The following is a 25,894-nucleotide window of genomic DNA, read 5'->3' as shown; positions in this document are numbered from 1 at the left end:
TAGATATTAAATATTAGGTACTGGATATCGAAAACGCCCTTTTCTAAAACAACTAACATCTAACAACTAACTACTAAGTTTTGGAGCGCGGCTTGCCATATGGAAGAAAAAAAGCGGAAAATCTTGAATTTGGGGATCGTGGCCCATGCGGACGCGGGGAAAACCACGCTGACCGAGCAGATCCTGTTTCAAAGCGGCGCGATCCGCGTCGCAGGCAGCGTGGATCACGGTACCGCCAGCACGGACACCATGGAGATCGAGCGCAGGCGGGGCATTTCCGTGCGCACGGCCTGCGCTTCCGTTTTGTGGAAGGGCGTCCGGCTGAATTTGATTGACGCGCCGGGCCACGCCGATTTTTTAAGCGAGGTGGAGCGCTCTCTTTCCGTGCTGGACGCTGCGGTTTTGGTGGTGTCCGCCGTGGAAGGGGTACAGCCCCAAACCAGAATGCTGCTGGAGGCCTTCCGCCGGGCAAGGCTGCCCTGCTTTCTTTTTTTGAATAAGCTGGATCGTGCCGGAAGCCATTGGGAAAGCGTGCTCTCCCAAGTGGAGCGGGAAGTGGGGATCCCCTGCCTGCCTTTTTGCGCGGCCACAGGGGAGGGCACAGAAGCGGCGGCTGTTTGTCCCATAGCTTCCAGCGATCCCGCTTGGCTGGAACGGGCTGTTCTGGCCTGCGGGGACGACTGTCTTTTGGAGGAGCTGCTTTCCGGCGGGGAAAAAGCCCCGGCCTCCCTGCGGGACAGCCTGGAGGAGAAAATTGGAAATGGGCAGCTTCTGCCTGCCTTCTGCGGGGCCTCCAAATACGGGCGGGGCGTACCGGAACTGCTGGACGCCTTGTGTGGGCTTCTGCGGGAAGCGCCTGTGCCGGGGGAAGCCCTGTGCGCCCGGGTCTATAAGGTAGAGCGGGACCCCGCTCTGGGGAAAGCCGCCTATGTGAGGCTGTTTTCAGGTACACTGCAAAACCGCCAGGCGGTAACAGTGCTGCAAAACGGAAAAGCCGCCGGGCAGGAGGATGCCCCGGCGGAAAAAATATCCAGAATACGGAAAGTGGAGGGACGGCGGCTGGAGGACACGGAAGCGGCGGAGGCAAACGATATTGCTGTGGTATACGGCCTTTCCTCCGTGCGGGCGGGAGACCTGCTGGGCAGCGAGCTTCCGGGCCTGCGGGAATACCGGCTGGCGGAGCCCCTGATGCTCTGCCGGGTGGAGCCGGAAAAGCCGGAGGAGCTGCCCGGCCTGACGGAAGCTCTGTATCAGCTGGAGGAGGAGGACCCCGCCCTTCGGTGCGAATGGAACCGGGAAAAGCGGGAGGTCTGGCTGCGGCTGACCGGAAAGATCCAGGCAGAGGTGCTGGAAGCGCTTTTGAAGGAGCGCTGGGGGCTTTCCGCGCGGTTTGGGGAGCCCTCTGTCATCTATCGGGAAACTCCGGTTAAAGCGGGAGAAGGCTTTGAAGCCTATACCATGCCCAAGCCCTGTTGGGCGGTGGTACGGTTCCTCATTGAACCGCTGCCCAGGGGCTCCGGCTTTGAATATGTCTGTAAGGTGCCGCCCAACCGGCTGCCCTATCGGTATCAGGCCCATGTGGAAACCGCGGTTCCCCGGGCGCTGGAGCAGGGGCTTTCCGGCTGGCAGGTCACAGATCTGCGGGTGACGCTGATTGATGGAGAATCTCACAATGTACATACCCACCCGCTGGATTTCTTTGTAGCCACGCCCATGGGGATCATGGACGGCCTGCGCAATACGGGAACCAAGCTTTTGGAGCCCATGCTGAAGGCGGAATTTACCGCTCCGGAGGAATATCTGGGGAAAACGGTGAGCCTGCTGGTCGCCCATCGCTCCCGGTTCGATACGCCTGAAACAGGCGAGGGAAGATTCCGCCTGGAAGCGGTGGTGCCCGCTGCGGAAGCCATGGATCTTCCGGTGGAGTTTGCCGCCTGTACCGCCGGTACCGGCGTGTACGGCTCCCGGTTTTCTCACTATGAGGACTGCCCCGAGGGAATGGGGCAGGTGAGAGCGCGCATGGGGGTAGATCCCCTGGATCGCTCCCGGTTTATTCTGGCCGCCCGTTCCGCTCTCAGCGAATAGGCTCAGCGGTTCAGGAGCCACACCCCGGCATTGAGATACACGGCAAAGCTGACCCACAGCAGGTAGGGAACCATCAGCCAGCCCGCCGCCTTTGTTTCCCGGAAGAAACGGACGGTGGTAATGAGGATCAGCACCCAGAGGATCAGGATCCAGAGCAGGGCAAGGCCGTGATTTTGCAGGTTAAAAAAGATCAGGGTCCAAACGAAATTAAAGGCCAGCTGAAGCCCGTAGAAAAGCAGCGCGCCGTTTCTTCCTGTGCTGTCCCGCACCCAGACAAGGTAGGCGGTGATCCCCATCAGCACGTAGAGAATGGTCCACACAATGGGGAAAAGCCAGCCGGGAGGCGAAAGGGGAGGTTGGCGAAGAGCTTGATAAACCTCCATGGAATCGGCGGTGAGAAAAGCGGAAAGTCCGCCTACTGCCAGGGGCAGAAGAAGATTGATCCAAAAGGGCTTCCAACGTATCATGATATACAGTCCTTTCCGGGCAGTTTTGTAATAGTATCATTATATGCCATGCTCTCCGGAAAATACGAAAGGACACGCCGCAAGCCTTGCACGGTTTTGAAAGGAGAAAACAAATGACAAACGAAAGAAAGCTCGAGCTGTTTGAGCGGGAAAAAATTTCAAAGGCCGTGGCTGTGCTTTCCATTCCCACCATCGCCAGCAACCTGGTGGCGCTTTTATACAGCCTGGCGGATACTTATTTTGTGGGTATGCTGAACGATCCCGTACAGACGGCGGCGGTCACGCTGGCGGCGCCGGTGCTGCTGGCCTTTAACGCGGTAAACAATCTGTTCGGTGTGGGCAGCTCCAGCATGATGAGCCGGGCCTTGGGACAAAAGGATTTTAAAACCCTTCGGCAAAGCTCTGCCTTTGGCTTTTACGGCTCCCTGTTCTGCGGAATTCTCTATTCTGTTTTCTGCGCGCTTTTAATGAGCCCCCTGCTTTCTCTTTTGGGGGCGGACAGCTCCACTGCCTCCGCCACACAAAGCTATTTGTTCTGGACCGTTTGCCTGGGGGCTACGCCTTCCATTTTGAATGTGGTCATGGCTTACCTGATCCGCTCGGAGGGGGCCACCCTGCACGCCAGCATCGGCACCATGAGCGGCTGTGTGCTCAATATGCTGTTAGACCCGCTGTTTATTCTTCCTGGCGGCTTCGGTATGGGAGCAGAGGGCGCGGCCCTTGCCACCTTCCTTTCCAATTGCGGTGCGGTACTCTATTTCCTGGGATATCTCTTTTTACAGAGGCGAACCACCTATGTGTGTATTTCCCCCAAAGAATTCACGCTGCGCAAGGGGATCGTAAAAGGCGTGTGTGTGGTGGGGGTGCCCGCTTCTATCCAAAACCTTCTGAATGTAGTGAGCCATATGCTGCTCAATAACCTGGCAGCACCCTACGGGGCGGCGGCGCTGGCCGCCATGGGGATCGCTTCCAAGGTGAGCATGGTTCCCTGGTATATCGGAAACGGAATTTCTCAGGGCGTTATGCCCCTGATCGGCTATACCTATGCGGCAAAGCTCCATGAGCGCATGAAAAAGACCCTGCGGTTTACCGCTCTGCTTTCCGGCTCTGTGCTGTCCGTGATGGCCCTGGTCTGCTGCCTTTGCTCTCAGCCCATCGTGCGGGCCTTTATGCAAGACCTCCAAACAGTGGAATACGGCAGCTGGTTTTTGCGGGGTATGGCGATCTCCGTCCCCTTTCTCGCCATGGATTTTCTGGCGGTGGGGGTATTCCAGGCCGTGGGGAAGGGGCCCCTTTCCCTGCTGATGGCCCTGCTGCGCAAAGCCGTGCTGGAGATCCCGGCCCTGTATCTCTTAAACTGGCTCCTCCCGCTTTACGGTCTTTCCCTGGCCCAGCTGGTTTCCGAGGTCTGCATGTCGCTGGTGGGAGTCGTTCTGTTGCTGCGGTTCCTGAAAAAGCTTCCCGCTGTTCCAAACAGCGGGAAGCTTTTGGAATAAAAGGTTTCCAAACAGAAGCGTTTTATAGTACAATAGCCCCGGAGCCTGTTTTAGAACAGACTACGGCAAACAGGGAAGGAGCCGATCGAAATGGATCGCTTTTTAGGAGAAAACTTTCTGCTGCCCACTGCGGCGGCGCAAAGGCTGTATCACGAGTACGCGGCGGAAATGCCCATTGTAGATTACCACTGCCATGTGAGCCCAAAGGAAATTTGGGAAAACAAGCGCTTTGAGAATCTTGCTCAGGTCTGGCTTTCCGGCGACCACTACAAATGGCGGCTGATGCGGGCCAACGGTGTCAGCGAGGAATACATTACGGGGAACGCGCCGGACCGGGAAAAATTCCAGAAATTCGCGGAACTTCTGCCAAAGGCCATGGGAAACCCTATGGTTCCCTGGTGCCACCTGGAGTTGAAAAATTATTTTGGCTATACCGGGGCGCTTACCGGAGAAACCGCCCAGGAGGTGTGGGAGCTTTCCGAAGCTAAGCTCCGGCAGGAGGAGCTGCGTGTCCGGGGCCTGATCCGCCAAAGCAAGGTAGCCTTTATCGGCACTACGGATGACCCTGCCGATTCCTTGAAATACCACGAAAAGCTGCAAGGGGATCCTTCCTTTAGCACCGTGGTCGCGCCCTCCTTTCGTCCCGATCAGGCCCTGAAGCCGGAAAAGGAGGAATGGCGGGAGTATCTCACCCGGTTGTCCGCTGCGGCGGGGCTTGGTATTACCGACCTTGCTTCCCTGGAGGAGGCCCTGAAGCGGCGAATGGATCGCTTCGATGCCTGCGGCTGCCGGGCCAGCGACCATGGGCTGGATAAGATGATTTTTGTCCCGGCGGAGCGCTCCGCAGTAGACGCCGCCATCAAAAAGCGGCTTGCCGGGGAAGCGCTTACGGAAGCGGAGGGCGGAGCCGTGAAAACGGCGCTGCTGCTTTTCTGCGCTGGGGAATACGCAAAACGGGGCTGGGTGATGCAGCTCCACTATAACTGCATGCGGAACCCGAACTCCACCATGCTGCGGGCAGTGGGCCCGGATACCGGCTTTGATTGCATCGGCCCCCACAACGGCACGGAAGCCCTGCGGCAGCTGCTGAACGCCATGTATGCCGGCGGATATCTGCCTCGCACCGTGTTCTATAGCCTGGACGGCAACGACAACGCCTTTTTGGACGCCCTGGCCGGCTCCTTCCAGGACGGCACGATCCCCGGAAAGCTCCAGCACGGCTGCGCCTGGTGGTTCAACGATACCAGACAGGGGATCACGGAGCATTTAACAAGCCTTGCCAGCACTGGCCTGCTGGGAAATTTTATCGGCATGCTCACCGATTCCCGCAGCTTTTTGAGCTATACCCGCCACGAGTATTTCCGCCGGATCCTCTGCGGCCTCATCGGCAGCTGGGTGGAAAGCGGGGAATGCCCCAATGATATCCCCCTGCTGGGCGGCCTGGTGCGGGATATCTGCTATTACAACGCGGTTCGCTATTTTGGATTGGAGGGAAAGCTGTGAAGGAAAAGCTGTCTTTTCGGTGGTACGGCGCGGAAGACCCCGTTTCTCTGGAATCTATCTCCCAGATCCCCGGTATGCGCTCCATCGTTTCCGCCGTGTATGACGTGAAGCCCGGGGAGGTCTGGCCGGAGGAAAGCCTGGCGTGGATCAAAAGCTCTTGTGAGGAGCACGGTCTGGTGTTTGATGTGGTGGAATCCATTCCCGTCCACGAGGATATCAAGCTGGGCAGGGGAGAAGTGGATACTTTACTGGAAAACTATTGTGAAAATGTCCGGCGCTGTGCCAAATACGGTGTAAAATGCATCACATATAACTTTATGCCGGTGTTCGACTGGACCCGTACCCAGCTGGATAAAAAAGCCGCCGACGGCTCCACCAGCCTTGTCATGTATTGGGAGCAGCTGAAGGGCCTGGATCCCCTTCACGATGATATCCATCTTCCCGGCTGGGACGCAAGCTACACCCAGGAGCAGGTGCGGGAGCTGATTTCCGCCTACAGTGAGCTGGGGGAAGAGGGGCTCTGGAAAAACCTGGAACGCTTTCTAAAAGCAGTGATCCCGGTGGCGGAAGCCTGTGGTGTAAAAATGGCCATTCACCCGGACGACCCGCCCTATCCCATTTTCGGCCTGCCCCGGATCATTACCTGCGAGGAAAACCTGGATCGTTTTCTCGGACTGGCGAACAGCCCCAGCAACTGCCTTTGCCTCTGTACCGGCAGCCTGGGCTGCGCGAAAAGCAACGATGTCCCGGCCATGGTGAGAAAATACGCCCAAATGGAGCGGATCGCTTTCATGCATATCCGAAATGTCAAAATTTTGGAGGACGGCTCCTTTGAAGAGCGGGCCCACCTTTCCTCCTGCGGCAGCCTGGATCTGTACGAGATCGTAAAAGCTCTAGCGGACGCGGGCTATGAAGGATATGTCCGCCCGGATCACGGCAGAATGATTTGGGGCGAAACCGGCAAGCCCGGCTACGGCCTTTTCGACCGCGCCCTGGGCGCCGCCTACCTAAACGGCCTTTTCGAAGCCTGTGAAAAAGTGCAAAAGAATGGGTAATGAAAAGCGGAAGGATTTAGTAAAAAGAAAATCAGCTCGCCTTCCGAACTGTGACTATAGCCAACCAGGCGCTTATTTTATAACGATATGCACACGCGAAAAGCAATGTACCCTATCACTTATCGTAGGGGAGGGGCTTAGTCTTCGCTTCGGTTGCTGTGCCCCAGTGGGGCGCGTCCGGCAATGTCTGAGCCGACAGGCGAGTTCGGTTCAGAACGATTGCCACTGACAATCTTCCCCCCTCTCCCGTGAACAGGTTATCGCAATACGGAAAAGTTGCAGAAGAGCAAATGCAAGCCTTGGAACAACGGTTTCCTTCCATAACGGTTGATAAGTATGTTATCATGCCAAATCATATCCATTTCCTTCTTCAAATCAGAAGAGAGGCGGGAGAAGCAAGCTCCTCCCCTACAGTGCCAAATGTGATAGGCGCTTATAAATCACTTACTACCCGTGTGTGTGGGCAGGACGCAAATTTGTTTCAACGCTCTTTTCACGACCATGTTATTCGCAATGAAAAGGAATATCAGAAAATATGGAAGTACATTGATGAAAATCCCATCAAGTGGACGATGGATTGCTTTTATCAGGAAGATCAGTAAACGCCCTTGTGAAATGTGCATCCATTAGAATGTCTCAAAAAGGAGTGAACGCAAATGAAACAAAATGTTCTGAATACCGATCTCTCCGGCAAGGTGGCGGTGGTCACCGGGGCGGGCGGCGTGCTTTGCAGCCATTTTTCCAGGGTGCTGGCCCGGGCCGGAGCCAGGGTAGCCCTGCTGGACCTAAATGTGGAAGCGGCCGAAGCTGTGGCGGCGGAGCTCCGGGCGGAGGGAGGCACGGCAAAGGCCTACTCCTGCAACGTGCTGAAAAAAGAAGAATGCCTTTCCGCGGCAGAGCAGGTGAAAACAGACCTTGGCCCCTGCGATATTCTGATAAACGGCGCGGGGGGCAATAATCCCCAGGCCACCACGGATAAAGAATATTATGAGCCGGGGGATCTGGACGGAGACACCAAAAGCTTTTTCGACCTGGAAGCAGAGGGCGTGGGCTTTGTGTTTGACCTGAACTTTCTGGGAACCCTGCTTCCCACCCAGGCCTTTGCCCGGCAGATGCTGGGAAGAGCCGGGTGCAGTATTCTCAATATTTCGTCCATGAACGCCTACACGCCTTTGACGAAGATCCCCGCTTATTCCGGGGCCAAGGCGGCGGTTTCCAATTTTACCCAGTGGCTGGCCGTCCATTTCTCAAAGGCCGGGATCCGGGTCAACGCCATTGCGCCCGGCTTTTTTTCCACAAAGCAAAACGCGAAGCTCCTTTGGAACGAGGACGGCTCTCCCACAGACCGTACCGGAAAGATTCTGGCGGCCACGCCCATGGGTCGGTTTGGGGAAGCGGAGGAGCTGGAGGGCGGCCTGCTGTTTTTGCTGAACGAAAAGGCCGCGGGCTTTATCACCGGTGTGGTGCTGCCCATAGACGGCGGATTTTCCGCTTATTCCGGCGTATAGGAGGAGAAGAAAAATGAATGCGTTAGATAAGAAGATCGAAGAACTGGGGATCGTTCCGGTCATTAAGCTGAACCACCCGGAGCGGGACGCTGCGGCGCTTGCCCAGGCTCTTTGCGCCGGAGATGTTCCTGTGGCGGAAGTCACCTTCCGTGCCGCCGGAGCGGATCAGGCCATTCGCCTGATGAAGGAAGCCTGCCCGGAAATGCTGGTGGGGGCCGGTACCGTGCTGACAGAATCACAGGTGGACGCGGCCCAGGCCGCCGGCGCGGAGTTCATTGTAACGCCCGGCTTTGACGGCAGCCTGGTAGAATACTGCCAAAAGAGGAGCCTTCCTATTTATCCCGGCTGCACCACGCCCACCGATTATCACGCGGCGCTGAAATACGGCCTGGAGGTGCTGAAATTTTTCCCGGCAGAGCAGTCCGGCGGGCTCCCCAAGATCAAAGCTATGAGCGCGCCCTTTTCCATGTTCCGCATCATGCCCACTGGCGGGATCTCCCTTCAGAATTTGAAGGAGTACCTCTCCTGCCCGGTGATCCTCGCCTGCGGCGGCTCCTACATGGTCACAGAAAGCCTGATCGAAGGGCAAAGCTGGGAAGAAATCACCCAGCTATGCAGGAACTCCAGAAGGCTGGTCAAAGAGGCCAGGGGGTAGGAAGAATCGGGTAAAAACGCCAAGGGACTGTTACTTTGTAACAGTCCCTTGGCGTTTTTAGATGCTGGATAGTAGATGCTAGAGAATGCAGAAAGCTATAGACAATGAGCAATTAGCAATGAAGAGGGGGGAAGAACAATAAATCGTGATGCGATAAATTGTAGTTTATCGCACACCCTTGGCTTTCTCGCCTGTCGGCTCGGTCGGGTCAGAGCGGTCTCCACTGGAGACCTTCCCCCCACCGGGACGCGCTCACCCTATCGGCGGTCCCCGCAGACTGCGAAGCAGTCTGTTTCCCCTATTCAGGGGAGGCAAGGGTTTCTGCTATTCGTTAGCCCTGCAAATTCCAGTTTACCGAACAGTCCCCTTCTCTGTCATTCTGAGGAACGCAGAAAGCTATAGCTTTCTTGACGAAGAATCTCGACCTTAATTCCAGAGCAAAAGGACAAAGGACGAGATTCTTCACTTCGTTCAGAATGACAGGTGGGAAGTGAGCGGATAATTGCTAAATTCCAATTTATTGTACGAACTGCCCTCTTGTCATTCTGAGGAACACAGAAAGCTATAGCTTTCTTGACGAAGAATCTTGCCCTTAATTGCTCATTGCTCATTTCATTCCGCTTTTCTTTTCCACATGGAGAAACCCGGCCTAGTGGTTCCGGCTGACTTCCTCCGCCGCGATCACCGCGTTTATCACCGCGCCCCGGAAGCCTGCTTCCTCCAGCTTTCGCACTCCTTGAATGGTGGAGCCGGCGGGGGAGCACACCGCGTCCTTCAGCGCGCCGGGGTGCTCTTTGGTTTCCAGCAGTAATCGGGCGGCGCCCACGGTCATTTGCGCGGCGAATTCCAGCGCTTGCTTTCGGGAAAGGCCGCAGGCTACGCCGCCGTCTGCCAGAGCCTCCAAAAAGAGATCCACAAAGGCGGGGCCGCACCCGGCCACAGCGCCTCCCGCGGCCATCAGTGATTCCGCCAGGGGAGAAAGCAGCCCCGCTTTCGACATCATTTCACGGAAGTCCGCCAGTTCCTCCGGTGTTACAGATTCGCTGCAGGCATATAAAATCATGCCTTCCCCAATGGAAACAGGGGTGTTAGGCATAATGCGGATCACAGGGTAATCTCCGCCCGCAAGCTCCTGAATCCGCTCGATGGAAAGCCCCGCCGCCATGGAGACCAGCAAAAAGCGGCCCTGCCTGGCATGGAGCGCTGGGGCGATCTCTTCCAGAAGCTCCGCCATCATTTGGGGCTTTACCCCCAGAAACAGATAGTCCGCCGTTTTGGCAACGGTCAGATTGTCGGCAGCGGCGCAGTGCAGCTCCGCTGCCAAGGTCTCCGCCTTTGCGGGGGTGCGGTTGCTCAGAAAAATGCGATCCGGGGAAACCACCTTTGCGGCTGCCCTTGCCAGCGCCCCGCCCATGTTTCCAACGCCTAGAAATCCCAGTGTTGTCTTATTCCTGTTCAAACGCTCGCCCATAACAAGCCCTCTTTTCTAAAAAAATGAATGGCAGATTGCCGTTTTGGATAAAGCAAAGGGACCAAATGCCCTTAAGCCCTTTTCCAGCATTCGGCCTCTAGCCTCTGATCTGCCCGTTCCCGTAAACCACATATTTCCAGGAGGTGAGCTCCTCCAGGCCCATGGGGCCCCGGGCGTGCATTTTTTGGGTTGAAATGCCGATCTCCGCGCCCAGGCCGAATTCCCCGCCGTCGGTAAAGCGGGTGGAGGCGTTTACATAGACCGCCGCCGCGTCCACTGCGTCCAGAAAATGCTGGGCGGCCCGGTAGCTGTCTGTTACAATACATTCGGAATGGCCTGTGCCGTGTTGGTGGATAAATTCTATGGCCTCCTCCAGATCGCCAACCAGGCGAACGGCCAGGATCTGCTCGCCATACTCCGCGTCCCAATCGCTTTCCGAGGCAGGTGCGCCCCGTTCCTTCAGAAGCGCCAGCGCCTCCGGGTCACACCGAAGCTCCACCTTGCGGCGATTCAGCAGGGGAAGAGCCTTTTCCAGAAATTCCGCCGCCCGCTCCCTGTGGATCAACACGCATTCCGCCGCGTTGCACACCGAAGGCCGGGAGCATTTTGCGTTGTAGAGGATCTCGGCTCCCATTTCCAGGTCGGCGTCTTTGTCGATATACACATGGCAAACGCCTTCTCCGGTGCGGATCACAGGCACGCTTGCCTCCTTTGCCACCGCGCGGATCAGTCCCGCGCCGCCCCGGGGGATCAGCACATCGATGAATTCATTCAGGTGCATCAGCTCTACGGCGGTCTCCCGACCGGTATCCTGCACCAGGGAAACGCAGTCTGCGGGCAGCCCGGAGTTTTCCAGCGCTTCCCGGATCAAAGCGGTTACGGCCCGATTGCTGTGAATGGCCTCGCTGCCGCCCCGCAAAATGCAGGCGTTGCCGGATTTCAGGCAAAGGGCCGCCGCGTCTACCGTAACATTGGGCCTTGCCTCGAAAATAATGCCGATCACACCCAGGGGAACCCTGCGCCGCCCAATGATAAGGCCGTTGGGCCTTGTTTCCATGCGGTCTGTTTTGCCAATGGGGTCCGGCAGGGCCGCCACCTCCCGCAAAGCGGAAACAATGCCGGAAACGCGCTCCGGCGTCAGAGTCAGGCGGTCTAAAAGGGAGGCGCTCATACCGGAAGCCTTGGCCGCGGCAATATCCTCGGCGTTGGCTTTCAGCCATTCCTCCTGCCGGGCGGTGAGCAGCTGGGCCATGGCCTCCAGGGCCCGGTTCTTTTGCTCTGTTCCGGCCAGGGCCAAAAGGCGGGAAGCAGCCTTTGCCGCCGCGCCCTGGGAATACAGGGAATTCATAGGGAAGCCTCCTTTTCTTCGGGCCGGCGCTTTGAAAACCGGGTCCCGATCTCCTTGCCCTCCACAATATCATACAATTCCTCTATCCGCGCGCCGTTGGTGATCACCATGTCGCAGCCGGCTTCCATGGCGATGCGGGCGGCGGAAAGCTTGGTGGCCATGCCGCCCGTTCCCCGCCAGGTGCCTGCGCCTCCGGCCATTTCCAGAATATCCGGGGTCAGCTCCGAAACGTGGTGGAGCAGGGTCGCCTCCGGGTGCTGCCGGGGGTCGGCGCTGTAAAGGCCGTCAATATCGCTGAACAGTACCAAAAGGCCGGCGCCGCAGAGGGCCGCCACCATGGCGGAAAGGGTGTCGTTATCTCCCAGCACCTTCTGCTGCCCGGTTTCGATCTCGGCGGAGGAAACGGAATCGTTTTCATTTACCACCGGGATCACTCCCAGTTCCAGCAGGGCGGAAAAGGTGCTTTGCAGGTGCTCTCTCCGCTCCGGAATCTCCACGTCCTCTCCGGTCAGCAGAATCTGGGCCATGGAGCGGTTATATTCCGAAAAAAGCTTGTCATAAAGGTGCATCATGCGGCATTGGCCCACCGCTGCTGCCGCCTGCTTGAACCGCAGCTCCCGGGGGCGCTCCGCAAAGCCCAAACGGGCCGTTCCCACGGCAATGGCGCCGGAGGTCACCAAAATCACCTCATACCCGCTGCCGCTGAGATCGGAAAGCACCCGCACCAGCCGCTCCATGCCCCGCAGATCCAGGCTGCCGGAGCTGTGGGTAAGGGTAGAGGTGCCCACCTTGATCACAAGCCGTTTCTTTTCTGTTTTCATAAAGTACCCCCGGCAAAATAAAAAGTTGAATCCAGTATACCGCTTTTAGAGAAAAAAGAAAAGAAAAAATCTGAAATTTTCGGGAAAAGGGAAAATTTGTGCCGGCAAAACAAACCGGCAGCTAAAAATTCAGCTGCCGGTTTCGAGCCATTTACGGAGTTCAGTTTGACAATTTCCCGCGTCAAAACGGATTTCCCTGACCGCTTTCCTCCAGCCCGAAGAACACCAGGGCCTTTTGGATAAAGAGATCCCAGAACCGCCATTCGTGGGTGTAACCCTCCGCCTCCTCAAAGGTGGCCTGAAGGCCGATCTCCCGGGCGTAGTCCTTGAATTTCTGGTAGCGGTCATACAAAAAGTCGTTTTTCCCGCAGCAGAAGTAGAGTCTGGGCAGAACGCCCGCCTTGCTGAGCTCCGGCAGACGATCCCACACATTGACAGGAGAATTCAGATATCCTTCCATGCCGCCGAAATTTTCCACCGCGTTTTTCAGGCGGCGGTCAAAGGCCGGCGTGCCGCTGGAGGCGTTCAGATCCAGCTCGTGAAGGTTTGAGGGGGCGGAGGAGAGGATCGCGGCGGCGGCAAATTTTTCCGGGCGCCCCGCGGCGTACTGCATAGCGCCGCCTCCGCCCATGGAAAGCCCGGCAATGAAATTGTCCTCCCGGCGGTCGGAAACCGGGAACCAGCCGTAGATCAGCGGCATCAGCTCTTCAAACAGATAATCCCAGGCGTTGTAGCCGGTGGCAAAGGAGGGCCAGTTTACATAATTCGCATTCAAACCACTGGGCATGACAACCACCAGATCCTTCTCGCAGGCGTACAGTTCAATATTGCTTTTTCGGAGCCAGTCGGTGTGGTCGCCGAAGGTGCCGTGAAGCAGCCAAAGCACCTTGTATCGCTTGCCATTGCCGTAAAACTCAGCGGGAGTTAAGGTACGGGGCTTATCCGGCAGGATCACGGAGATCTCGGTATTGTTTCCCAGACATTCACTTTCAAAATTAAAATGTACTAAAGCCATTGTATTCGTCCCTTTCGTCAGAGTTTATGGAAGGAAAAGCCCGGCGTTATTCCGTAACGTGTCCGGAGCTCACGCCCTGTACGGCGTTGTCTAAAGGCAGCCATTCCATGGCCCGCAGAATGTACGTGTCCCAGAATACCCAGTCATGGCCGCCGGGGCCTTCCTCCCAGGTAACGTCATAACCCAGCTCCTGCAAATGATCCCGGAAGGCGCGGTTTGGGTGGAGTAAGCCGTCCTCCGTGCCGCAGGCCATGTAGAAGCGGGGCTTTCTTTCTGCCTTCGCCACCTGCTCCGCCAGAAAATCATAGTCGTTCCGGCTTCCCCGGATCTGGTCAAGCTCTCCGAAAACAGATTCGTAATAGCCCCGGTTGGTCATGAGGAAATCGGTATATTCCTTGTGGCTCGGCACTTCATCCAAAATCAAGGCGGCGGAAAAGGCGCATACCGCGCCGAAGGTTTCCGGGTGCTGAAGGCAGTTTACGATAGCGCCGAAGCCGCCCATGGAGAGGCCGCCGATAAAAGTATCCTCTCGCTTGCGGGACAGGGGAAAGCTTTTGCGGGTAAATTCCACCAGATCCTCGGAAATAAAGGAGCCGTATAAGGCGTTCGATTTTTCGTTATTCACATAAAAGCTGTTGTCCCCGGAGGGCATTACCACCGCCAGGTTCCTGTCCTGGGCCCAGGCCTGCAGCCGGGTACCGGAGACCCAGTCCGTATAATTGCCGAAAACGCCGTGAAGCAGATACAGAGTCTTGAAGGGCTTTTCCTCCGGCTGCGGCTGGCCCGGGAACACCATTTTGTCCGTGGGCAGCACCACCTGAATGGGGACTGTGCGCATCAAGGATTCGGAAAAGAAATTGCATTGGATCAGTGCCATAAAGGTTGCCTCCTACTATAGATTACCTTAAATTATACAGAAAACCTTTGAAAATGTAAATGAAAATCGGCAAAAAGCATTGGGAACTCGTGCGAAGATCCCATTGTGGATCATCGGTTCTTGCGAAAACAGGAAAACCATGCTATGCTGAATACCGAAAATTTCATTTTGAAGCAGGAAAAAGGAAGGATCGTTATCATGAAGCCTTTGATCGGTATTGTTTCACTTTATGATGAAAACAAGGAAAGCTATTGGATGCTGCCGGGGTATCCGCAGGCGCTGGAGGAGGCGGGGGCCGCTTCTGTGATCCTGCCGCTGACGGAGGAGAAGGAGGCGCTTTTCCGCTTTGCTTCTCTGTGCGATGGCTTTTTATTCCCCGGCGGCCATGATTTGGAGCCCGCCCTGTACGGCGCTGAAAGCTCCGGGCGGTGCGGGGTGATCTGTCCGGAAAGAGATCGCATGGAGCGCCTGTTTTTCCCCCTGGCGCTGGAAACCGGAAAGCCCCTTTTTGATATTTGCCGGGGCTTGCAATTATTTAACGTAATGTTGGGGGGCGATCTGTATCAGGATATCCCAGCCGAATGCCCCAGCGAGGTGAACCATCACGAGACACCGCCCTATGATAAGCCGGCACACCGGGTAAAGGTGCTTCCCGGCACCCCCTTGTTTCAGGCGGTGGGCACGGAAGAAATGGCGGTGAACAGCTATCACCATCAGGCTGTCAAAACGCTGGGGCGGGGATTGAAAATTGCCGCCTCTGCACCGGATAGCGTCACGGAAGCGGTATACCTGCCGGAGCATCGGTTTGCCATGGCGGTACAATGGCACCCGGAATTTTCCTACCGAAGCGAGGAAAACAGCAGAAAGCTTTTCCGCGCTTTTGTAAGGGCCTGTCAATAAGCTTTTGAAAGAAAGGGAAGCCCCACTTGCATTTTTAGAGCAAAGTGCTATAATGGGAAAACAGAAAAGATTTGGAAGAAAGAGAGGTCGAGCAGGATGCAGGAAATCAAGATCACATTGACAAAGCAGCCAAAAGCAAAGCCCGCGGACCAGTCCAGGCTGGGCTTTGGAAAAATATTTACAGACCATATGTATATCATGGACTACAGCCCGGAGCTGGGCTGGCATGATCCCAGAATAGAGCCCTATCATGCCATTGAGCTGGAGCCTTCCGCCATGGTGTTCCATTACGGGCAGGAGATGTTCGAGGGCTTAAAGGCCTACCGCACGGAGGACGGGCGCACGCTGCTGTTCCGTCCCACCAAAAATATTGAGCGGGCCAACAACTCCAACCGCCGCCTCTGCATTCCCGAGATCCCGGAGGAGGATTTCCTGAACGCCCTCAAAACCCTTGTCAGCGTGGAAAAAGACTGGATCCCCACCGCGCCCGGTACCTCTCTGTACATTCGTCCCTTTGTGATCGCTACCGATCCCTTTCTGGGGGTGCGTCCCGCCGATCATTATCTGTTTATGATCATTCTGTCTCCTTCCGGAGCTTACTATGAAAGCGGTCTTGACCCGGTGAAGATCTGGATCGAGGACGATTATGTGCGGGCTGTTCGGGGCGGCATTGGCGAGGCGAAAACAGGCGGCAACTATGTGGCCAGCCTGAAGGCCCAGATGAAAGCCCACGACGAGGGCTATTCTCAGGTGCTCTGGTTGGACGGCGTGGAGCGGAAATACATTGAAGAGGTGGGCGCTATGAACATCTTCTTCAAAATCTCCGGCAAGGTGGTCACGCCCATGCTGAACGGCAGTATTTTGCCCGGCGTTACCCGCGCTTCCTGTATTGATCTGTGCAAAAGCTGGGGCATGGAGGTAGAGGAGCGCCGCGTGTCCGTAGAGGAGCTGGTGGAGGCAGCCAAAACCGGCGCCCTGGAGGAATGCTGGGGCAGCGGCACCGCTGCGGTGATCTCCCCGGTAGGCGCCCTGCGTTTTGAAGATACCGTCATGGAAATTTCAGGCGGCGGCATCGGGCCGGTCAGCCAGAAGTTGTACGATACCGTGACCGGGCTTCAAACCGGAAAAATACCGGACGACCTGGGCTGGACGGTAGAGGTTCCGTAAAAAAGCCTTATGGCGGCAGGGAATTTCCCTGCCGCTTTTGTGTTGCCCATTTTCGGAGGCTTCGCGTCCCGCATTATTTGACAAAAGACAAGGAACTGCGGCGAAATTTCCAAAAGAGTCTTTTTCTTTTTTTGAAAACTGGAAAATTTATCTAAAAAAGAGTTGCGGCTTTCCCCGGAAAAATGATATACTAAATTCTATCAGGCTGGGGCAGCATCACACAAAGATTGTGCGCTATGACGGAACATCTGCAAGCAAATCGTGTAAAAAGGTCTCTGGCCGGTCTTTGTGCGGTGTTGCCCTGGAAATTTCTGGAAAGGTATGGTCAGCGTATGGCAAAGCAGAATACATGGTTAACAAGGTCGGCGGGAATTTTGCTTCCGGTCAGCAGTCTGCCCTCTAAATACGGCATCGGCACCTTTGGAAAAGCGGCCTATCAGTGGGTGGATTTTCTGGCTCAGGCAAAGCAGAAATATTGGCAGGTGCTGCCCCTGGGTCCCACAAGCTACGGAGACAGCCCCTATCAAAGTTTTTCCGCCTTTGCGGGAAATCCTTATTTTATCGATCTGGAGCTGCTCTGCGAGCAGGGGCTGCTGAAAAAAGGAAAGTGCAAGAAGATCTCCTGGGGGAAAAGCAAGCGCCAGGTAGATTACGATACCGTTTATGAGAACCGGGAAAAGGTGCTGCGCAGGGCTTTTTCCAATTTTACCAACCAGAAGGCGCTGGAAAGCTTCCGCCGGAAAAACAAAGCCTGGGTGGAGGACTATGCCCTTTATATGGCGGTCAAGGCAAAAATGGGGCTGAAACCCTGGAACGAATGGGACGAGGAGATCCGCATGCGCCGCCCGGAAGCGCTGAAAAAATGGCGGGCACAGTGCGCGGAGGATATTTCCTATTACATTTTCGTACAGTATTTATTTTTTGAGCAATGGGGCAAACTGAAAAAGTACGCCAACAAAAAGGGCGTGAAGATCATTGGGGACGCGCCTATCTATGTGGCAATGGACAGCACCGATGTGTGGGCCAGGCCGGAGCTGTTCCAGCTGGACGAAAACAATGTGCCCACCGAGGTGGCAGGCTGCCCGCCGGATGCCTTTTCCGAGGACGGCCAGCTTTGGGGGAATCCCTTGTACCGCTGGGACGAAATGGCAAAGGACGGTTTTTCCTGGTGGCTGAAGCGCCTGAAGGCGAATCTCACCCTGGTAGACGTACTGCGCATCGATCATTTCCGGGGCCTGGAGAGCTACTATGCCATTCCCTACGGAGACGCTACCGCCAAAAACGGGCGCTGGAGAAAGGGACCGGGCAAGGCCTTTGTGGACGCCATCAACCGGGAATTCGGCGGGGCCGCCATCATTGCCGAGGATCTGGGCTATCTGACCCCGGCGGTGCGCCGTCTCTTAAAGAGCAGCGGCTATCCAGGTATGAAGGTGCTGGAATTCGCCTTTGATTCCAGGGAGGAAAGCGATTATCTGCCCCATAACTACCCCAAAAACTGTGTGGTCTATACCGGCACCCACGATAATGAAACGGTGCGGGGCTGGTTTTCCACGGCGGACCCGGCGGATATCGCCACAGCCAGGGACTATTTGGGACTTACCAGCGATAAGGACGGCAACTGGGCGTTTATCCGCGCTGCCTTGGGCAGCGTGGCGGATCTGGCCATTGTTCCCATGCAGGATTATCTGGATCTGCGCAGCGAGGCCCGGATCAATACACCCTCCACGCTGGGTGGGGATAACTGGCGCTGGCGCATGACAAAGGGCCAGGCGGAAGAAGAGCTGGCAAAGAAAATTGCCCGTCTCACAGAGCTCTATGGGCGGGCCAGGCAGTAACACAGGAGGTGCTTTTATGTCAGTCAGAGAAGAACTGGAGCAAAAGGTGAAGGAGCAGGGGGCGGAAAGCCTTTCCGCCGCAGAAGACGCCGCGATCTATCACGGTCTGCTGGCATTTACCAAGGAGCGGCTGAAAAAAGCGTCCCGCATTCAGGGGGATAGAAAGCTTTACTATATTTCCGCCGAATTTCTCATCGGCAAGCTGCTTTCCAATAATTTGATCAATTTGGGGCTCTATGAAGAGGTAAAGGAGGTTCTCCGGGAAGCGGGAAAATCCCTGGCACAGATCGAGGAGCTGGAGCCGGAGCCCTCTTTGGGAAACGGCGGTCTGGGCCGCCTTGCCGCTTGCTTTTTGGATTCCGCTGCCACCCTGGGCCTTTCTGCCGATGGGGTGGGGCTGCTCTATCATTTTGGTCTGTTCCGGCAAAGCTTTCGGGATTATAAGCAGCAGGAAGCGCCGGATCAGTGGCTGACAAAGCAGAGCTGGCTTCTGCCCACAGACGTGCGCTTTACCGTGCCCTTTCCCAGCGGAGAGCTGCGGGCCGTCTTATACGATTTAGATGTTTCCGGCTATGAAAACGGTGTGAACCGCCTGCGTTTATTTGATCTGGAAACGGTGGACGAGGGTCTGGTACGGCAGGGGATCGATTTCGATAAGAAGGATATCGCCCGCAATCTTACCCTGTTTCTTTACCCGGACGACAGCGACCGGGCGGGAAGGCTTTTGCGGGTGTATCAGCAGTATTTCATGGTCAGCTGCGGCGCGCAGCTGATCCTGAAGGAGCTTGCGGAGAAGGGCTATGCCCTGCGGGATCTGCACAAACATGCGGTGATCCAGATCAACGACACCCACCCCTCCATGGTGATCCCGGAGCTTATTCGCCTGCTGCAAAAGGACGGCATTTCCATGGACGAGGCCATTTCTATTGTAAGCCAGACCTGCGCCTACACCAACCATACCATTTTGGCGGAGGCTCTGGAAAAATGGCCGCTGGATTATTTAGAGGAAGCGGTTCCCCAACTGGTTCCCATTATTCGGGAGCTGGATCGCCGGGTGAAGGAAAAGTATCAGGCCCCCGCCCTGGCTATCATCGATGAAAACGACCTGGTACACATGGCGCGCATGGATATCCATTACGGCTTTTCCGTCAACGGCGTTGCCGCCCTGCACACGGAGATCCTGAAAAATGCGGAGCTGAAGGACTTTGCCGCCATTTACCCGGAGAAATTCAACAATAAAACAAACGGCGTTACCTTCCGCCGATGGCTGATGCACTGTGACCCGGAGCTTTCCGGCCTGATCACGGAATTGATTGGCAGCGGTTGGAAAGAGGACGCGGAGGAGCTTCAAAAGCTGTTGGCCTACCGGGAAGACGAAGGGGTGCTTTCCCGCCTGCTTGCCGTAAAGCAGCGGAAAAAAGAACAGCTGAAAACGTATTTGCTGGAAAAGAGCGGCATAGAAATAGACAGCGAGTCCATCTTCGACATTCAGATCAAGCGCCTGCACGAATATAAGCGGCAGCAGATGAACGCCCTGTACCTTATCTGGAAATATCAGCAGATCAAGGCCGGAAACAGGCCCCGGCGGCCCGTTACCCTGCTGTTTGGCGCGAAGGCCGCCCCCGCCTATATCATCGCGAAGGATATCATTCACCTGATCCTGTGCCTGCAAAAGCTCATAGAAAAAGACCCGGAGGTCAGCTCCTGGCTGAAGGTGGTCATGGTGGAAAACTACAATATCACCTGGGCCGAGCACCTGATCCCCGCCTGTGATATTTCCGAGCAGATCTCCCTTGCCTCCAAGGAAGCAAGCGGCACGGGCAATATGAAATTTATGCTGAACGGCGCTGTGACGCTGGGCACCATGGACGGGGCCAACGTGGAGATCTGCGAGCTGGTAGGAAAAGAAAACATCGCCATTTTCGGGCGCTCCAGCGACGAGGTCATTCACCTGTACGAGGAGGGGCCGGACCGCTACACGCCGGCGGCGTTTTATCCTGAAGACCCGGAGATCACGAAGCTTTTGGATTTCCTTATCAGCCCTCAGCTGATGCGGCTGGGCGACCCGGAAAACCTGGGCAGGCTGTACCGGGATATGACCCGGAAGGACTGGTTCATGGCCCTTTTGGACGTGAAGGATTATATCCGAGTGAAGGAACAGCTTTTAGAGGCCTATGAGGACAGAACGGCCTGGGCGAAAAAGATGCTCAGCAATATTGCCAGGGCCGGGTTCTTCTCCTCTGACCGGGCGGTGGCGGAGTACAACAGAGACATTTGGCGTATTTAGTTGTTAGCTTTTAGTTGTTAGATTAGAGCATGATTGCCGGGGCCGGGTTCTTTCCCTCTGACCGGGCGATGGCGAAGTACAACAGAGACATTTAGTGTGTTTAGCGGTTAGTTGTTAGTTAGGTATTTTGAATGGAAGGTTGGGAAGGAATGGGGATTGCGGAGCTTTTTATTTTGGCGGTGGGGCTCTCGATGGACGCTTTCGCCGTGGCTATTTGCAAGGGGCTGGCGCTCAAGAGAGCGCGGCCCTTGCAGATGGCTCTGGTGGGCTTGTGGTTCGGAGGCTTTCAGGCGCTGATGCCGGTGGTGGGCTACGCGGTGGGGGTCCAGTTCAAGGACGCGATCACCGCCATCGATCACTGGGTCGCCTTCGCGCTGCTTGCGGTGATCGGCGGCAATATGGTTCGGGAAGCGTTTTCCAGGGAGGAAGAGGAGGCGGATGCTTCCTTATCCTTCCGAAAAATGCTGCCCCTGGCCATAGCCACCAGTATTGACGCTCTGGCGGTGGGCGTGAGCTTTGCCTTCCTTCAGGTACATATTTGCACAGCAGCCTTCTTTATTGGCGCCATCACCTTTCTGCTTTCCGGCGCGGGCGTCAAGGTTGGAAGCCTGTTCGGCGCAAGGTACAGAAGCAGGGCGGAGCTGGCCGGCGGCGTGATCCTGATCCTGCTGGGCCTGAAGATCCTGCTGGAGCACCTGGGCCTGCTTCCTTTCTGAAAAAGAAGAAAAAAGCAGAAGCCCGCTCTTGAAATCCCACCCGAATTATGCTATGATAAGCTGAAAATCAAAGACAGAGATGGTAGAAAAAGGCAGAAAACGAGCTCCATTGCCCTTGTCTAGCGTCCAGTGTCTAGTATCTAGTATAAGGCGGTTTTAAGTATGTCAGGACATTCCAAATGGAACAACATCAAAAGAAAAAAAGAAAAGGCGGACGGCGCGAAAGCAAAGATCTTTACAAAGATCGGCCGTGAGCTGGCCGTGGCGGTAAAAGAAGGCGGCAGCGCTGACCCGGCGGCAAATTCCCGTTTGCGGGACTGCATCGCCAAGGCAAAGGCCGCCAACGTTCCCAACGACAACATTGAGCGCATTATCAAAAAGGCTGCGGGCGACGGTTCGGGGGATAATTACGAGGACGTTACCTATGAAGGGTACGGCCCCTCCGGCGTGGCCGTGATCGTAGAGGCCCTTACCGATAACCGGAACCGCACGGCGGCCGATGTGCGCCACGCTTTCGATAAATTCGGCGGGAACCTGGGCACCACCGGCTGCGTTTCCTTCATGTTCAACAAGAAAGGCGTGATCGTCATCGAGCGAGAAGGTCTTTCGGAGGATACCGTTATGACCGATGCGCTGGAGGCAGGCGCTTCCGATTTCGCGGCGGATGAGGACGTGTTTGAAATTTCCACAGAACCCGCCGATTTCAGCGGCGTTCGGGAGGATCTGGAAAAGAAGGGGTACGAGTTCGTTTCTGCCGAGGTGGAAATGGTTCCCGATACCTACACCGCCATCGCCGATTCGGAGATCGCGGAAAAAATGCAGAAGCTGCTGGATCTTCTGGAGGACAGCGACGATGTGCAGAACGTTTGGCACAACTGGGACGCCCCCGAAGACGAGGACGAGGAATAAAACAGCAGAGCCTCTCCGGCGTGTCCGGAGGGGCTTTTCTATAGCCAGAGCGTAAAAAGCGGAAGAAACGTGCGCCGCTCGAAACGCCTGGCGGGAAAGGAAGGGAAAAGCAATGCGTCATTTGATCGATCCTCTGGATCTTACCAGGGAGGAAACGGACCGGCTGCTGACCTTGGCGGAAAGCATCATCGCTCGCCCGGAGGAGTATGCCCACAAGTGCGACGGCAGAATTCTTGCCACGCTGTTTTACGAGCCAAGCACCCGTACCCGGCTGAGCTTTGAATCCGCCATGATGCGCCTGGGCGGAAAGGTGCTGGGCTTTGCCTCGGCGGAAAACAGCTCCGCCGCCAAAGGGGAAAGCGTTGCCGATACCATTCGCATGATCTCCGGCTATGCGGATATTGCCGCCATGCGCCATTTTAAGGAGGGCGCGCCTTATGTGGCCTCCCGATATTCCGGGATCCCGGTCATAAACGCCGGGGACGGCGGCCACCAGCACCCCACCCAGACTCTCACTGACCTGCTCACCATTCACCGAAGCAGGGGGAATATCAGCGGCGCGACCATCGGGCTGTGCGGAGACTTGAAGTTCGGCCGCACCGTTCATTCCCTGGTGAAATCCCTGGTGCGGTATGAAGATGTGCGCTTTGTTTTGATCTCCCCGGAGGAGCTCAGAATGCCCGGCTATATTTTGAAGGAGGTCATTGAGCCCTCCGGCCATTCCTACCGTGAGGTGCGGGACATGGAGGAGGTCATGCGGGAGCTTGACATTCTCTATATGACCAGGGTACAGCGGGAACGCTTTTTCAACGAGGAGGACTACGTCCGTCTGAAGGATTCCTATATCCTCACCCCGGAAAAGCTCAGCCTGGGAAAGAAAGAGCTTCGAGTGCTTCACCCACTGCCCAGGGTCAACGAGATCGCCCAGGAGGTGGACGAGGACCCCCGGGCCATGTATTTTCAGCAGGCCAGAAACGGCGTGTTTGTCCGTATGGCGCTGATTTTATCTCTGCTGGGTCTTGCGCCCGGCGTTTTGGAAAAGGAGGAATGAGAAGTGCTGAATATCGACAGCCTGGAAAACGGCATTGTCATCGACCATATCACCGCGGGCCGGGGGATGAGGATCTATGAGCTTCTTGAGCTTGCGAAGCTGGATACCTGTGTGGCCATCATTAAAAACGCCAAAAGCGAAAAATTCGGGAAAAAGGATATTATCAAGATCGAGGGCGTAATGAATATCGACCTGGACGTGCTGGGCTTTATCGACGATAACGCCACGGTTTGCACCATTCGAAACGGCAGGCTTGTGGAAAAGAAAAAGCCTGCCCTGCCGGAAAAGCTTGTCAATATCGTCTCCTGCAAAAATCCCCGGTGCATCACCAGCATTGAGCAGGTAGATCAGGTTTTTGTGCTCTGCGATGAAAAGGCTCACCGCTATCGCTGCAAGTATTGCGAGCAGGAATATAAAAAATGATTTATCTGGAGCAAAAAAGAGGGCTTTATGAAAATTCTGGTTCTCGGCGGCACACGCATGATGGGAAGGCACCTGGTTCAGGCGCTGCTTTCCAGGGGCCATCAGGTGACCCTGGCAAACAGAGGCCTCACGGAAGACAGCTTCGGCGGGGCGGTGGACCGGGTGAAATTGGATCGAACAAACGAAGATTCCCTCAGGAAGGAATTGTCCGGGAAAGCCTTTGATCTGGTTTACGACAGCCTTGCCTATTGCTCCAATGACGTCAGGCGGCTGCTTCCCCAGCTTTCCTGCCGGAAATATCTCTCCATTTCCAGCACGGCGGTATACGAAAAGCATTGGGATACCAGGGAGCCGGAGTTTGACCCTCTGGCGAAGCCGGTGATTTGGGGAGACAGGGCGGATTTTCCCTACGATGAGGGAAAGCGCCAGGCGGAACGGGCTCTGGTCCAGGAATATTCCCGGCAGCCGACCGTGGCAGTGCGGTTTCCCTTTGTGGTGGGGGAAGATGATTACACCCGGCGGCTCCTCTTTTATGTGGAGCATACTATCACGGGAAAGGCGATGCTTCTCGATAACCTTTGCAAGCCGATGGCCTTTGTCCGCTCAGATGAAGCGGGAAAATTTCTGGCCTTTCTGGGAGAAACGGAGTTTCAGGGAGCCATCAACGGAGCAAGCCCCGGGGCGATCTCTCTGCGGGAAATTTTGGAGTATGTCACAGAGAAAACGGGAAAAACTCCTGCTTTAGCGGAAAGCGGCGATCCCGCACCCTACAACGGGGAAACCGGGTATACCATCAATACGGAGCTTGCGGGCAAACTGGGCTTTTCTTTTTCCCCGCTGCGGGAGTGGATCTATCCCCTGCTGGATCACCTGATAGAGGCTGTATACAGAGATTGACCGGACAGCGCAAAAAACAGAGCTGCCGGGAAGGAGGCGCGATATGAAGAAAACCGGCGCGGGGCGGAAGGCCCCGGCAAAACGGAAAAGCGGCAGGGCGGGAAAGCTCACCCTCGCCATTGTTACCTGCTGTAATCTGATCCTCTCCGTCACGCTGCATCTGCTGCGCAGGCAGGAGGTGCTCCACGCCGTGGAAGGCGATGAAGGAGTAAAGCTTTTGCTCACAGAGAAAAAGCGGACAAAATAGTACAGATCAAAAAGTCCCGGAGCGTTTTGTTCGCGCTCCGGGACTTTTGCATTTGGATCATTTGGGAAATCGCTGGAATTCCGGCAGAAACCAGATGTTTTCGGCGGTGAATTCCCGGCCGCTCAAGTTCTTTAAAATACCGGCGTCTGTGGAAAAATCAAACCGGAGCTTATAGGAGTATAGGGCCTGGTAGGGAAACCCTGTCTGCTTATTGAGGGAGTTTCTGCCGTATTTTCCGTCCCCGGCTAAAGGGTGGCCGATAGACGCGAAATGTGCCCTGATCTGATGGGTGCGGCCGGTCAGCAGCTCCACCTCCAGCAGGGAAAAATCCCGGCGCTCCTCCAACACCCGGTATCTGGTGCGAATGCTTTTTGAGTTCTCTGTGGCCTTTTTGGAGATGTAGACCCGGTTCTGGGCTTCGTTTTTTTCCAGAAACCCCGTGAGTAACCCCTCTTTTTCCGAAAGCCGCCCGCACACGACACAGAGGTACAGCTTGTGCATTTCCCGATCCTTCACCTTTTGGTTCATGATCCGCAGCGCCTCGGCATTTTTGGCGGCCATTACAATGCCGCCGGTGTTGCGGTCGATCCGGTTCACAAGCGCCGGCGCGAAAGCATTTTCCGTTTCCGGGCGGTATTCTCCTTTTTCATAGAGATAGTGCTGTACCCGTGCAATCAGGGAATCAAAATGATAATTCTGATCCGGGTGAACGATCAGTCCCGGCTTTTTATCCAGCAGCAGAATGTTTTCGTCCTCGTATAGCACGGAAAGGGAAAGGGGAGCCTTCAAAAAATCGTATTCCCGCTCCTCCTTCTGGAAAAATTCCTCCTGCCAGTAAAGGGAAAGCACATCTCCCGCCTGAAGCCTGTCGGAAATCTGGCAGCGCTTTCCATTTCGCTTCACGTCCTTTGTGCGGATACATTTATAGAGAACGGCTTGCGGCAGATTGGGATAAGCTTTGGTCAAAAACTTATCCAGCCGCTGCCCTTCATCATTTTTCGCGATCACGACCCTGCGCAGAGGCATACGCTTCCCCCTTTTAGTTATTAGTTGTTAGATGTTAGTTGTTAGAATAAGGAAAAGGTTTTCCAGTTGTCGTTGCTAAACAGAAAGCAAGGCAAGCTTTGCTTTCTCGGTGAAGAATCTCGTCCTTTTGGCCTT

Annotated in this window: 24 protein-coding genes; 17 read left to right on the top strand and 7 right to left on the bottom strand. The window is 55.8% G+C overall.

The window, feature by feature from the left end; translation table 11 throughout:
* Positions 1-99 precede the first annotated feature (99 nt).
* Positions 100-2,085: a GTP-binding protein gene (locus tag U8T64_RS12030; protein ID WP_322183772.1), complete on the top strand. Its 1,986-nt coding sequence runs from the start codon at positions 100-102 to the stop codon at positions 2,083-2,085.
* Between the two features lie 2 nt (positions 2,086-2,087).
* Here U8T64_RS12030 and U8T64_RS12025 read toward each other — a convergent pair whose 3' ends face one another.
* On the bottom strand, positions 2,088-2,552 hold the full coding sequence (locus U8T64_RS12025; RefSeq protein WP_322183771.1) for a TspO/MBR family protein: 465 nt from the start codon (positions 2,550-2,552) through the stop codon (positions 2,088-2,090).
* 113 nt (positions 2,553-2,665) lie between these two features.
* On the opposite strand from U8T64_RS12025, the gene U8T64_RS12020 reads away from it, so the two are divergent.
* The 6 genes from U8T64_RS12020 (at position 2,666) to eda (ending at position 8,769) form a co-directional block, all read left to right on the top strand.
* A complete protein-coding gene (locus U8T64_RS12020) occupies positions 2,666-4,048 on the top strand; it encodes an MATE family efflux transporter (RefSeq protein ID WP_322183769.1) in 1,383 nt (460 codons plus the stop codon).
* 90 nt (positions 4,049-4,138) lie between these two features.
* On the top strand, positions 4,139-5,551 hold the full coding sequence (uxaC, locus tag U8T64_RS12015) for a glucuronate isomerase (protein ID WP_322183767.1): 1,413 nt from the start codon (positions 4,139-4,141) through the stop codon (positions 5,549-5,551).
* Positions 5,548-6,606 carry a mannonate dehydratase gene (uxuA, locus tag U8T64_RS12010; protein WP_322183765.1) on the top strand — a complete coding sequence of 353 codons (1,059 nt, stop codon included), beginning with the start codon at positions 5,548-5,550 and terminating at the stop codon, positions 6,604-6,606. Before uxaC ends, uxuA begins: the two co-directional genes overlap by 4 nt.
* A gap of 344 nt (positions 6,607-6,950) precedes the next feature.
* The gene (locus U8T64_RS12005) at positions 6,951-7,208 is read left to right on the top strand and encodes a transposase (protein WP_367575422.1); all 258 of its coding nucleotides are present in this window, start codon (positions 6,951-6,953) and stop codon (positions 7,206-7,208) included.
* Between the two features lie 54 nt (positions 7,209-7,262).
* Positions 7,263-8,114: an SDR family oxidoreductase gene (locus U8T64_RS12000; protein ID WP_322183761.1), complete on the top strand. Its 852-nt coding sequence runs from the start codon at positions 7,263-7,265 to the stop codon at positions 8,112-8,114.
* 13 nt (positions 8,115-8,127) lie between these two features.
* The gene (gene eda / locus U8T64_RS11995) at positions 8,128-8,769 is read left to right on the top strand and encodes a bifunctional 4-hydroxy-2-oxoglutarate aldolase/2-dehydro-3-deoxy-phosphogluconate aldolase (protein ID WP_322183759.1); all 642 of its coding nucleotides are present in this window, start codon (positions 8,128-8,130) and stop codon (positions 8,767-8,769) included.
* A gap of 649 nt (positions 8,770-9,418) precedes the next feature.
* On the opposite strand, the gene proC is transcribed toward eda, so the two are convergent.
* The 5 genes from proC to U8T64_RS11970 form a co-directional block, all read right to left on the bottom strand.
* Positions 9,419-10,240, bottom strand: coding sequence for a pyrroline-5-carboxylate reductase (proC, locus tag U8T64_RS11990; RefSeq protein WP_322183757.1), 822 nt, complete (start codon positions 10,238-10,240; stop codon positions 9,419-9,421).
* A 97-nt stretch (positions 10,241-10,337) separates the two neighbouring features.
* Positions 10,338-11,588 carry a glutamate-5-semialdehyde dehydrogenase gene (locus tag U8T64_RS11985; RefSeq protein ID WP_322183755.1) on the bottom strand — a complete coding sequence of 417 codons (1,251 nt, stop codon included), beginning with the start codon at positions 11,586-11,588 and terminating at the stop codon, positions 10,338-10,340.
* Entirely contained in the window at positions 11,585-12,409 is an 825-nt protein-coding gene (gene proB / locus U8T64_RS11980; RefSeq protein WP_322183753.1) for a glutamate 5-kinase, read from the bottom strand. The genes U8T64_RS11985 and proB overlap by 4 nt, the downstream gene beginning before the upstream one ends.
* Positions 12,410-12,590: 181 nt before the next feature.
* Positions 12,591-13,424 carry an alpha/beta hydrolase gene (locus U8T64_RS11975; protein ID WP_322183751.1) on the bottom strand — a complete coding sequence of 278 codons (834 nt, stop codon included), beginning with the start codon at positions 13,422-13,424 and terminating at the stop codon, positions 12,591-12,593.
* Positions 13,425-13,470: 46 nt separating this feature from the next.
* Positions 13,471-14,301 carry an alpha/beta hydrolase gene (locus tag U8T64_RS11970; protein ID WP_322183750.1) on the bottom strand — a complete coding sequence of 277 codons (831 nt, stop codon included), beginning with the start codon at positions 14,299-14,301 and terminating at the stop codon, positions 13,471-13,473.
* 198 nt (positions 14,302-14,499) lie between these two features.
* Here U8T64_RS11970 and U8T64_RS11965 point away from each other — a divergent pair, with 198 nt between their 5' ends.
* The 10 genes from U8T64_RS11965 (at position 14,500) to U8T64_RS11920 (ending at position 24,733) form a co-directional block, all read left to right on the top strand.
* Positions 14,500-15,201, top strand: coding sequence for a gamma-glutamyl-gamma-aminobutyrate hydrolase family protein (locus U8T64_RS11965; RefSeq protein ID WP_322183748.1), 702 nt, complete (start codon positions 14,500-14,502; stop codon positions 15,199-15,201).
* Positions 15,202-15,297: 96 nt separating this feature from the next.
* On the top strand, positions 15,298-16,368 hold the full coding sequence (locus U8T64_RS11960; RefSeq protein ID WP_322183746.1) for a branched-chain amino acid aminotransferase: 1,071 nt from the start codon (positions 15,298-15,300) through the stop codon (positions 16,366-16,368).
* Positions 16,369-16,700: 332 nt separating this feature from the next.
* Entirely contained in the window at positions 16,701-18,203 is a 1,503-nt protein-coding gene (gene malQ / locus U8T64_RS11955; protein ID WP_322183744.1) for a 4-alpha-glucanotransferase, read from the top strand.
* Between the two features lie 16 nt (positions 18,204-18,219).
* Positions 18,220-20,490 carry a glycogen/starch/alpha-glucan phosphorylase gene (locus U8T64_RS11950; RefSeq protein WP_322183742.1) on the top strand — a complete coding sequence of 757 codons (2,271 nt, stop codon included), beginning with the start codon at positions 18,220-18,222 and terminating at the stop codon, positions 20,488-20,490.
* Between the two features lie 149 nt (positions 20,491-20,639).
* On the top strand, positions 20,640-21,206 hold the full coding sequence (locus U8T64_RS11945; RefSeq protein ID WP_322183740.1) for a manganese efflux pump MntP: 567 nt from the start codon (positions 20,640-20,642) through the stop codon (positions 21,204-21,206).
* A gap of 162 nt (positions 21,207-21,368) precedes the next feature.
* Complete coding sequence (locus U8T64_RS11940) at positions 21,369-22,115, top strand: YebC/PmpR family DNA-binding transcriptional regulator (protein WP_322183738.1); 747 nt, start codon at positions 21,369-21,371, stop codon at positions 22,113-22,115.
* A 112-nt stretch (positions 22,116-22,227) separates the two neighbouring features.
* The gene (gene pyrB / locus U8T64_RS11935) at positions 22,228-23,166 is read left to right on the top strand and encodes an aspartate carbamoyltransferase (protein WP_322183736.1); all 939 of its coding nucleotides are present in this window, start codon (positions 22,228-22,230) and stop codon (positions 23,164-23,166) included.
* A gap of 3 nt (positions 23,167-23,169) precedes the next feature.
* On the top strand, positions 23,170-23,589 hold the full coding sequence (locus U8T64_RS11930) for an aspartate carbamoyltransferase regulatory subunit (RefSeq protein WP_322183735.1): 420 nt from the start codon (positions 23,170-23,172) through the stop codon (positions 23,587-23,589).
* A 27-nt stretch (positions 23,590-23,616) separates the two neighbouring features.
* Complete coding sequence (locus tag U8T64_RS11925) at positions 23,617-24,486, top strand: NAD-dependent epimerase/dehydratase family protein (protein ID WP_322183733.1); 870 nt, start codon at positions 23,617-23,619, stop codon at positions 24,484-24,486.
* Between the two features lie 43 nt (positions 24,487-24,529).
* The gene (locus U8T64_RS11920; protein WP_322183731.1) at positions 24,530-24,733 is read left to right on the top strand and encodes a hypothetical protein; all 204 of its coding nucleotides are present in this window, start codon (positions 24,530-24,532) and stop codon (positions 24,731-24,733) included.
* A gap of 57 nt (positions 24,734-24,790) precedes the next feature.
* Here the strand turns inward: U8T64_RS11920 and U8T64_RS11915 are convergent, their stop codons facing one another.
* A complete protein-coding gene (locus U8T64_RS11915) occupies positions 24,791-25,753 on the bottom strand; it encodes an RluA family pseudouridine synthase (RefSeq protein ID WP_322183816.1) in 963 nt (320 codons plus the stop codon).
* Between the last annotated feature and the right edge of the window lie 141 nt (positions 25,754-25,894).

Origin of the sequence: Neglectibacter caecimuris (assembly GCF_034335015.1) — a bacterium.
In the GTDB taxonomy this organism is placed as follows: domain Bacteria; phylum Bacillota; class Clostridia; order Oscillospirales; family Acutalibacteraceae; genus Acutalibacter; species Acutalibacter caecimuris_A.
Note: the sequence above shows the minus strand (reverse complement) of the source record. Positions and strands in the feature narration are given on the sequence as shown.

Bases quoted from the DNA above. Each gene is read 5' to 3' on its own strand.
- U8T64_RS12030 (WP_322183772.1), top strand. From the start codon at position 100: ATGGAAGAAAAAAAGCGGAAAATCTTGAATTTGGGGATCGTGGCCCAT.
- U8T64_RS12025 (WP_322183771.1), bottom strand. From the start codon at position 2,552: ATGATACGTTGGAAGCCCTTTTGGATCAATCTTCTTCTGCCCCTGGCA.
- U8T64_RS12020 (WP_322183769.1), top strand. From the start codon at position 2,666: ATGACAAACGAAAGAAAGCTCGAGCTGTTTGAGCGGGAAAAAATTTCA.
- uxaC (WP_322183767.1), top strand. From the start codon at position 4,139: ATGGATCGCTTTTTAGGAGAAAACTTTCTGCTGCCCACTGCGGCGGCG.
- U8T64_RS12005 (WP_367575422.1), top strand. From the start codon at position 6,951: ATGCCAAATCATATCCATTTCCTTCTTCAAATCAGAAGAGAGGCGGGA.
- U8T64_RS12000 (WP_322183761.1), top strand. From the start codon at position 7,263: ATGAAACAAAATGTTCTGAATACCGATCTCTCCGGCAAGGTGGCGGTG.
- eda (WP_322183759.1), top strand. From the start codon at position 8,128: ATGAATGCGTTAGATAAGAAGATCGAAGAACTGGGGATCGTTCCGGTC.
- proC (WP_322183757.1), bottom strand. From the start codon at position 10,240: ATGGGCGAGCGTTTGAACAGGAATAAGACAACACTGGGATTTCTAGGC.
- U8T64_RS11985 (WP_322183755.1), bottom strand. From the start codon at position 11,588: ATGAATTCCCTGTATTCCCAGGGCGCGGCGGCAAAGGCTGCTTCCCGC.
- proB (WP_322183753.1), bottom strand. From the start codon at position 12,409: ATGAAAACAGAAAAGAAACGGCTTGTGATCAAGGTGGGCACCTCTACC.
- U8T64_RS11975 (WP_322183751.1), bottom strand. From the start codon at position 13,424: ATGGCTTTAGTACATTTTAATTTTGAAAGTGAATGTCTGGGAAACAAT.
- U8T64_RS11970 (WP_322183750.1), bottom strand. From the start codon at position 14,301: ATGGCACTGATCCAATGCAATTTCTTTTCCGAATCCTTGATGCGCACA.
- U8T64_RS11965 (WP_322183748.1), top strand. From the start codon at position 14,500: ATGAAGCCTTTGATCGGTATTGTTTCACTTTATGATGAAAACAAGGAA.
- U8T64_RS11960 (WP_322183746.1), top strand. From the start codon at position 15,298: ATGCAGGAAATCAAGATCACATTGACAAAGCAGCCAAAAGCAAAGCCC.
- malQ (WP_322183744.1), top strand. From the start codon at position 16,701: ATGGCAAAGCAGAATACATGGTTAACAAGGTCGGCGGGAATTTTGCTT.
- U8T64_RS11950 (WP_322183742.1), top strand. From the start codon at position 18,220: ATGTCAGTCAGAGAAGAACTGGAGCAAAAGGTGAAGGAGCAGGGGGCG.
- U8T64_RS11945 (WP_322183740.1), top strand. From the start codon at position 20,640: ATGGGGATTGCGGAGCTTTTTATTTTGGCGGTGGGGCTCTCGATGGAC.
- U8T64_RS11940 (WP_322183738.1), top strand. From the start codon at position 21,369: ATGTCAGGACATTCCAAATGGAACAACATCAAAAGAAAAAAAGAAAAG.
- pyrB (WP_322183736.1), top strand. From the start codon at position 22,228: ATGCGTCATTTGATCGATCCTCTGGATCTTACCAGGGAGGAAACGGAC.
- U8T64_RS11925 (WP_322183733.1), top strand. From the start codon at position 23,617: ATGAAAATTCTGGTTCTCGGCGGCACACGCATGATGGGAAGGCACCTG.
- U8T64_RS11920 (WP_322183731.1), top strand. From the start codon at position 24,530: ATGAAGAAAACCGGCGCGGGGCGGAAGGCCCCGGCAAAACGGAAAAGC.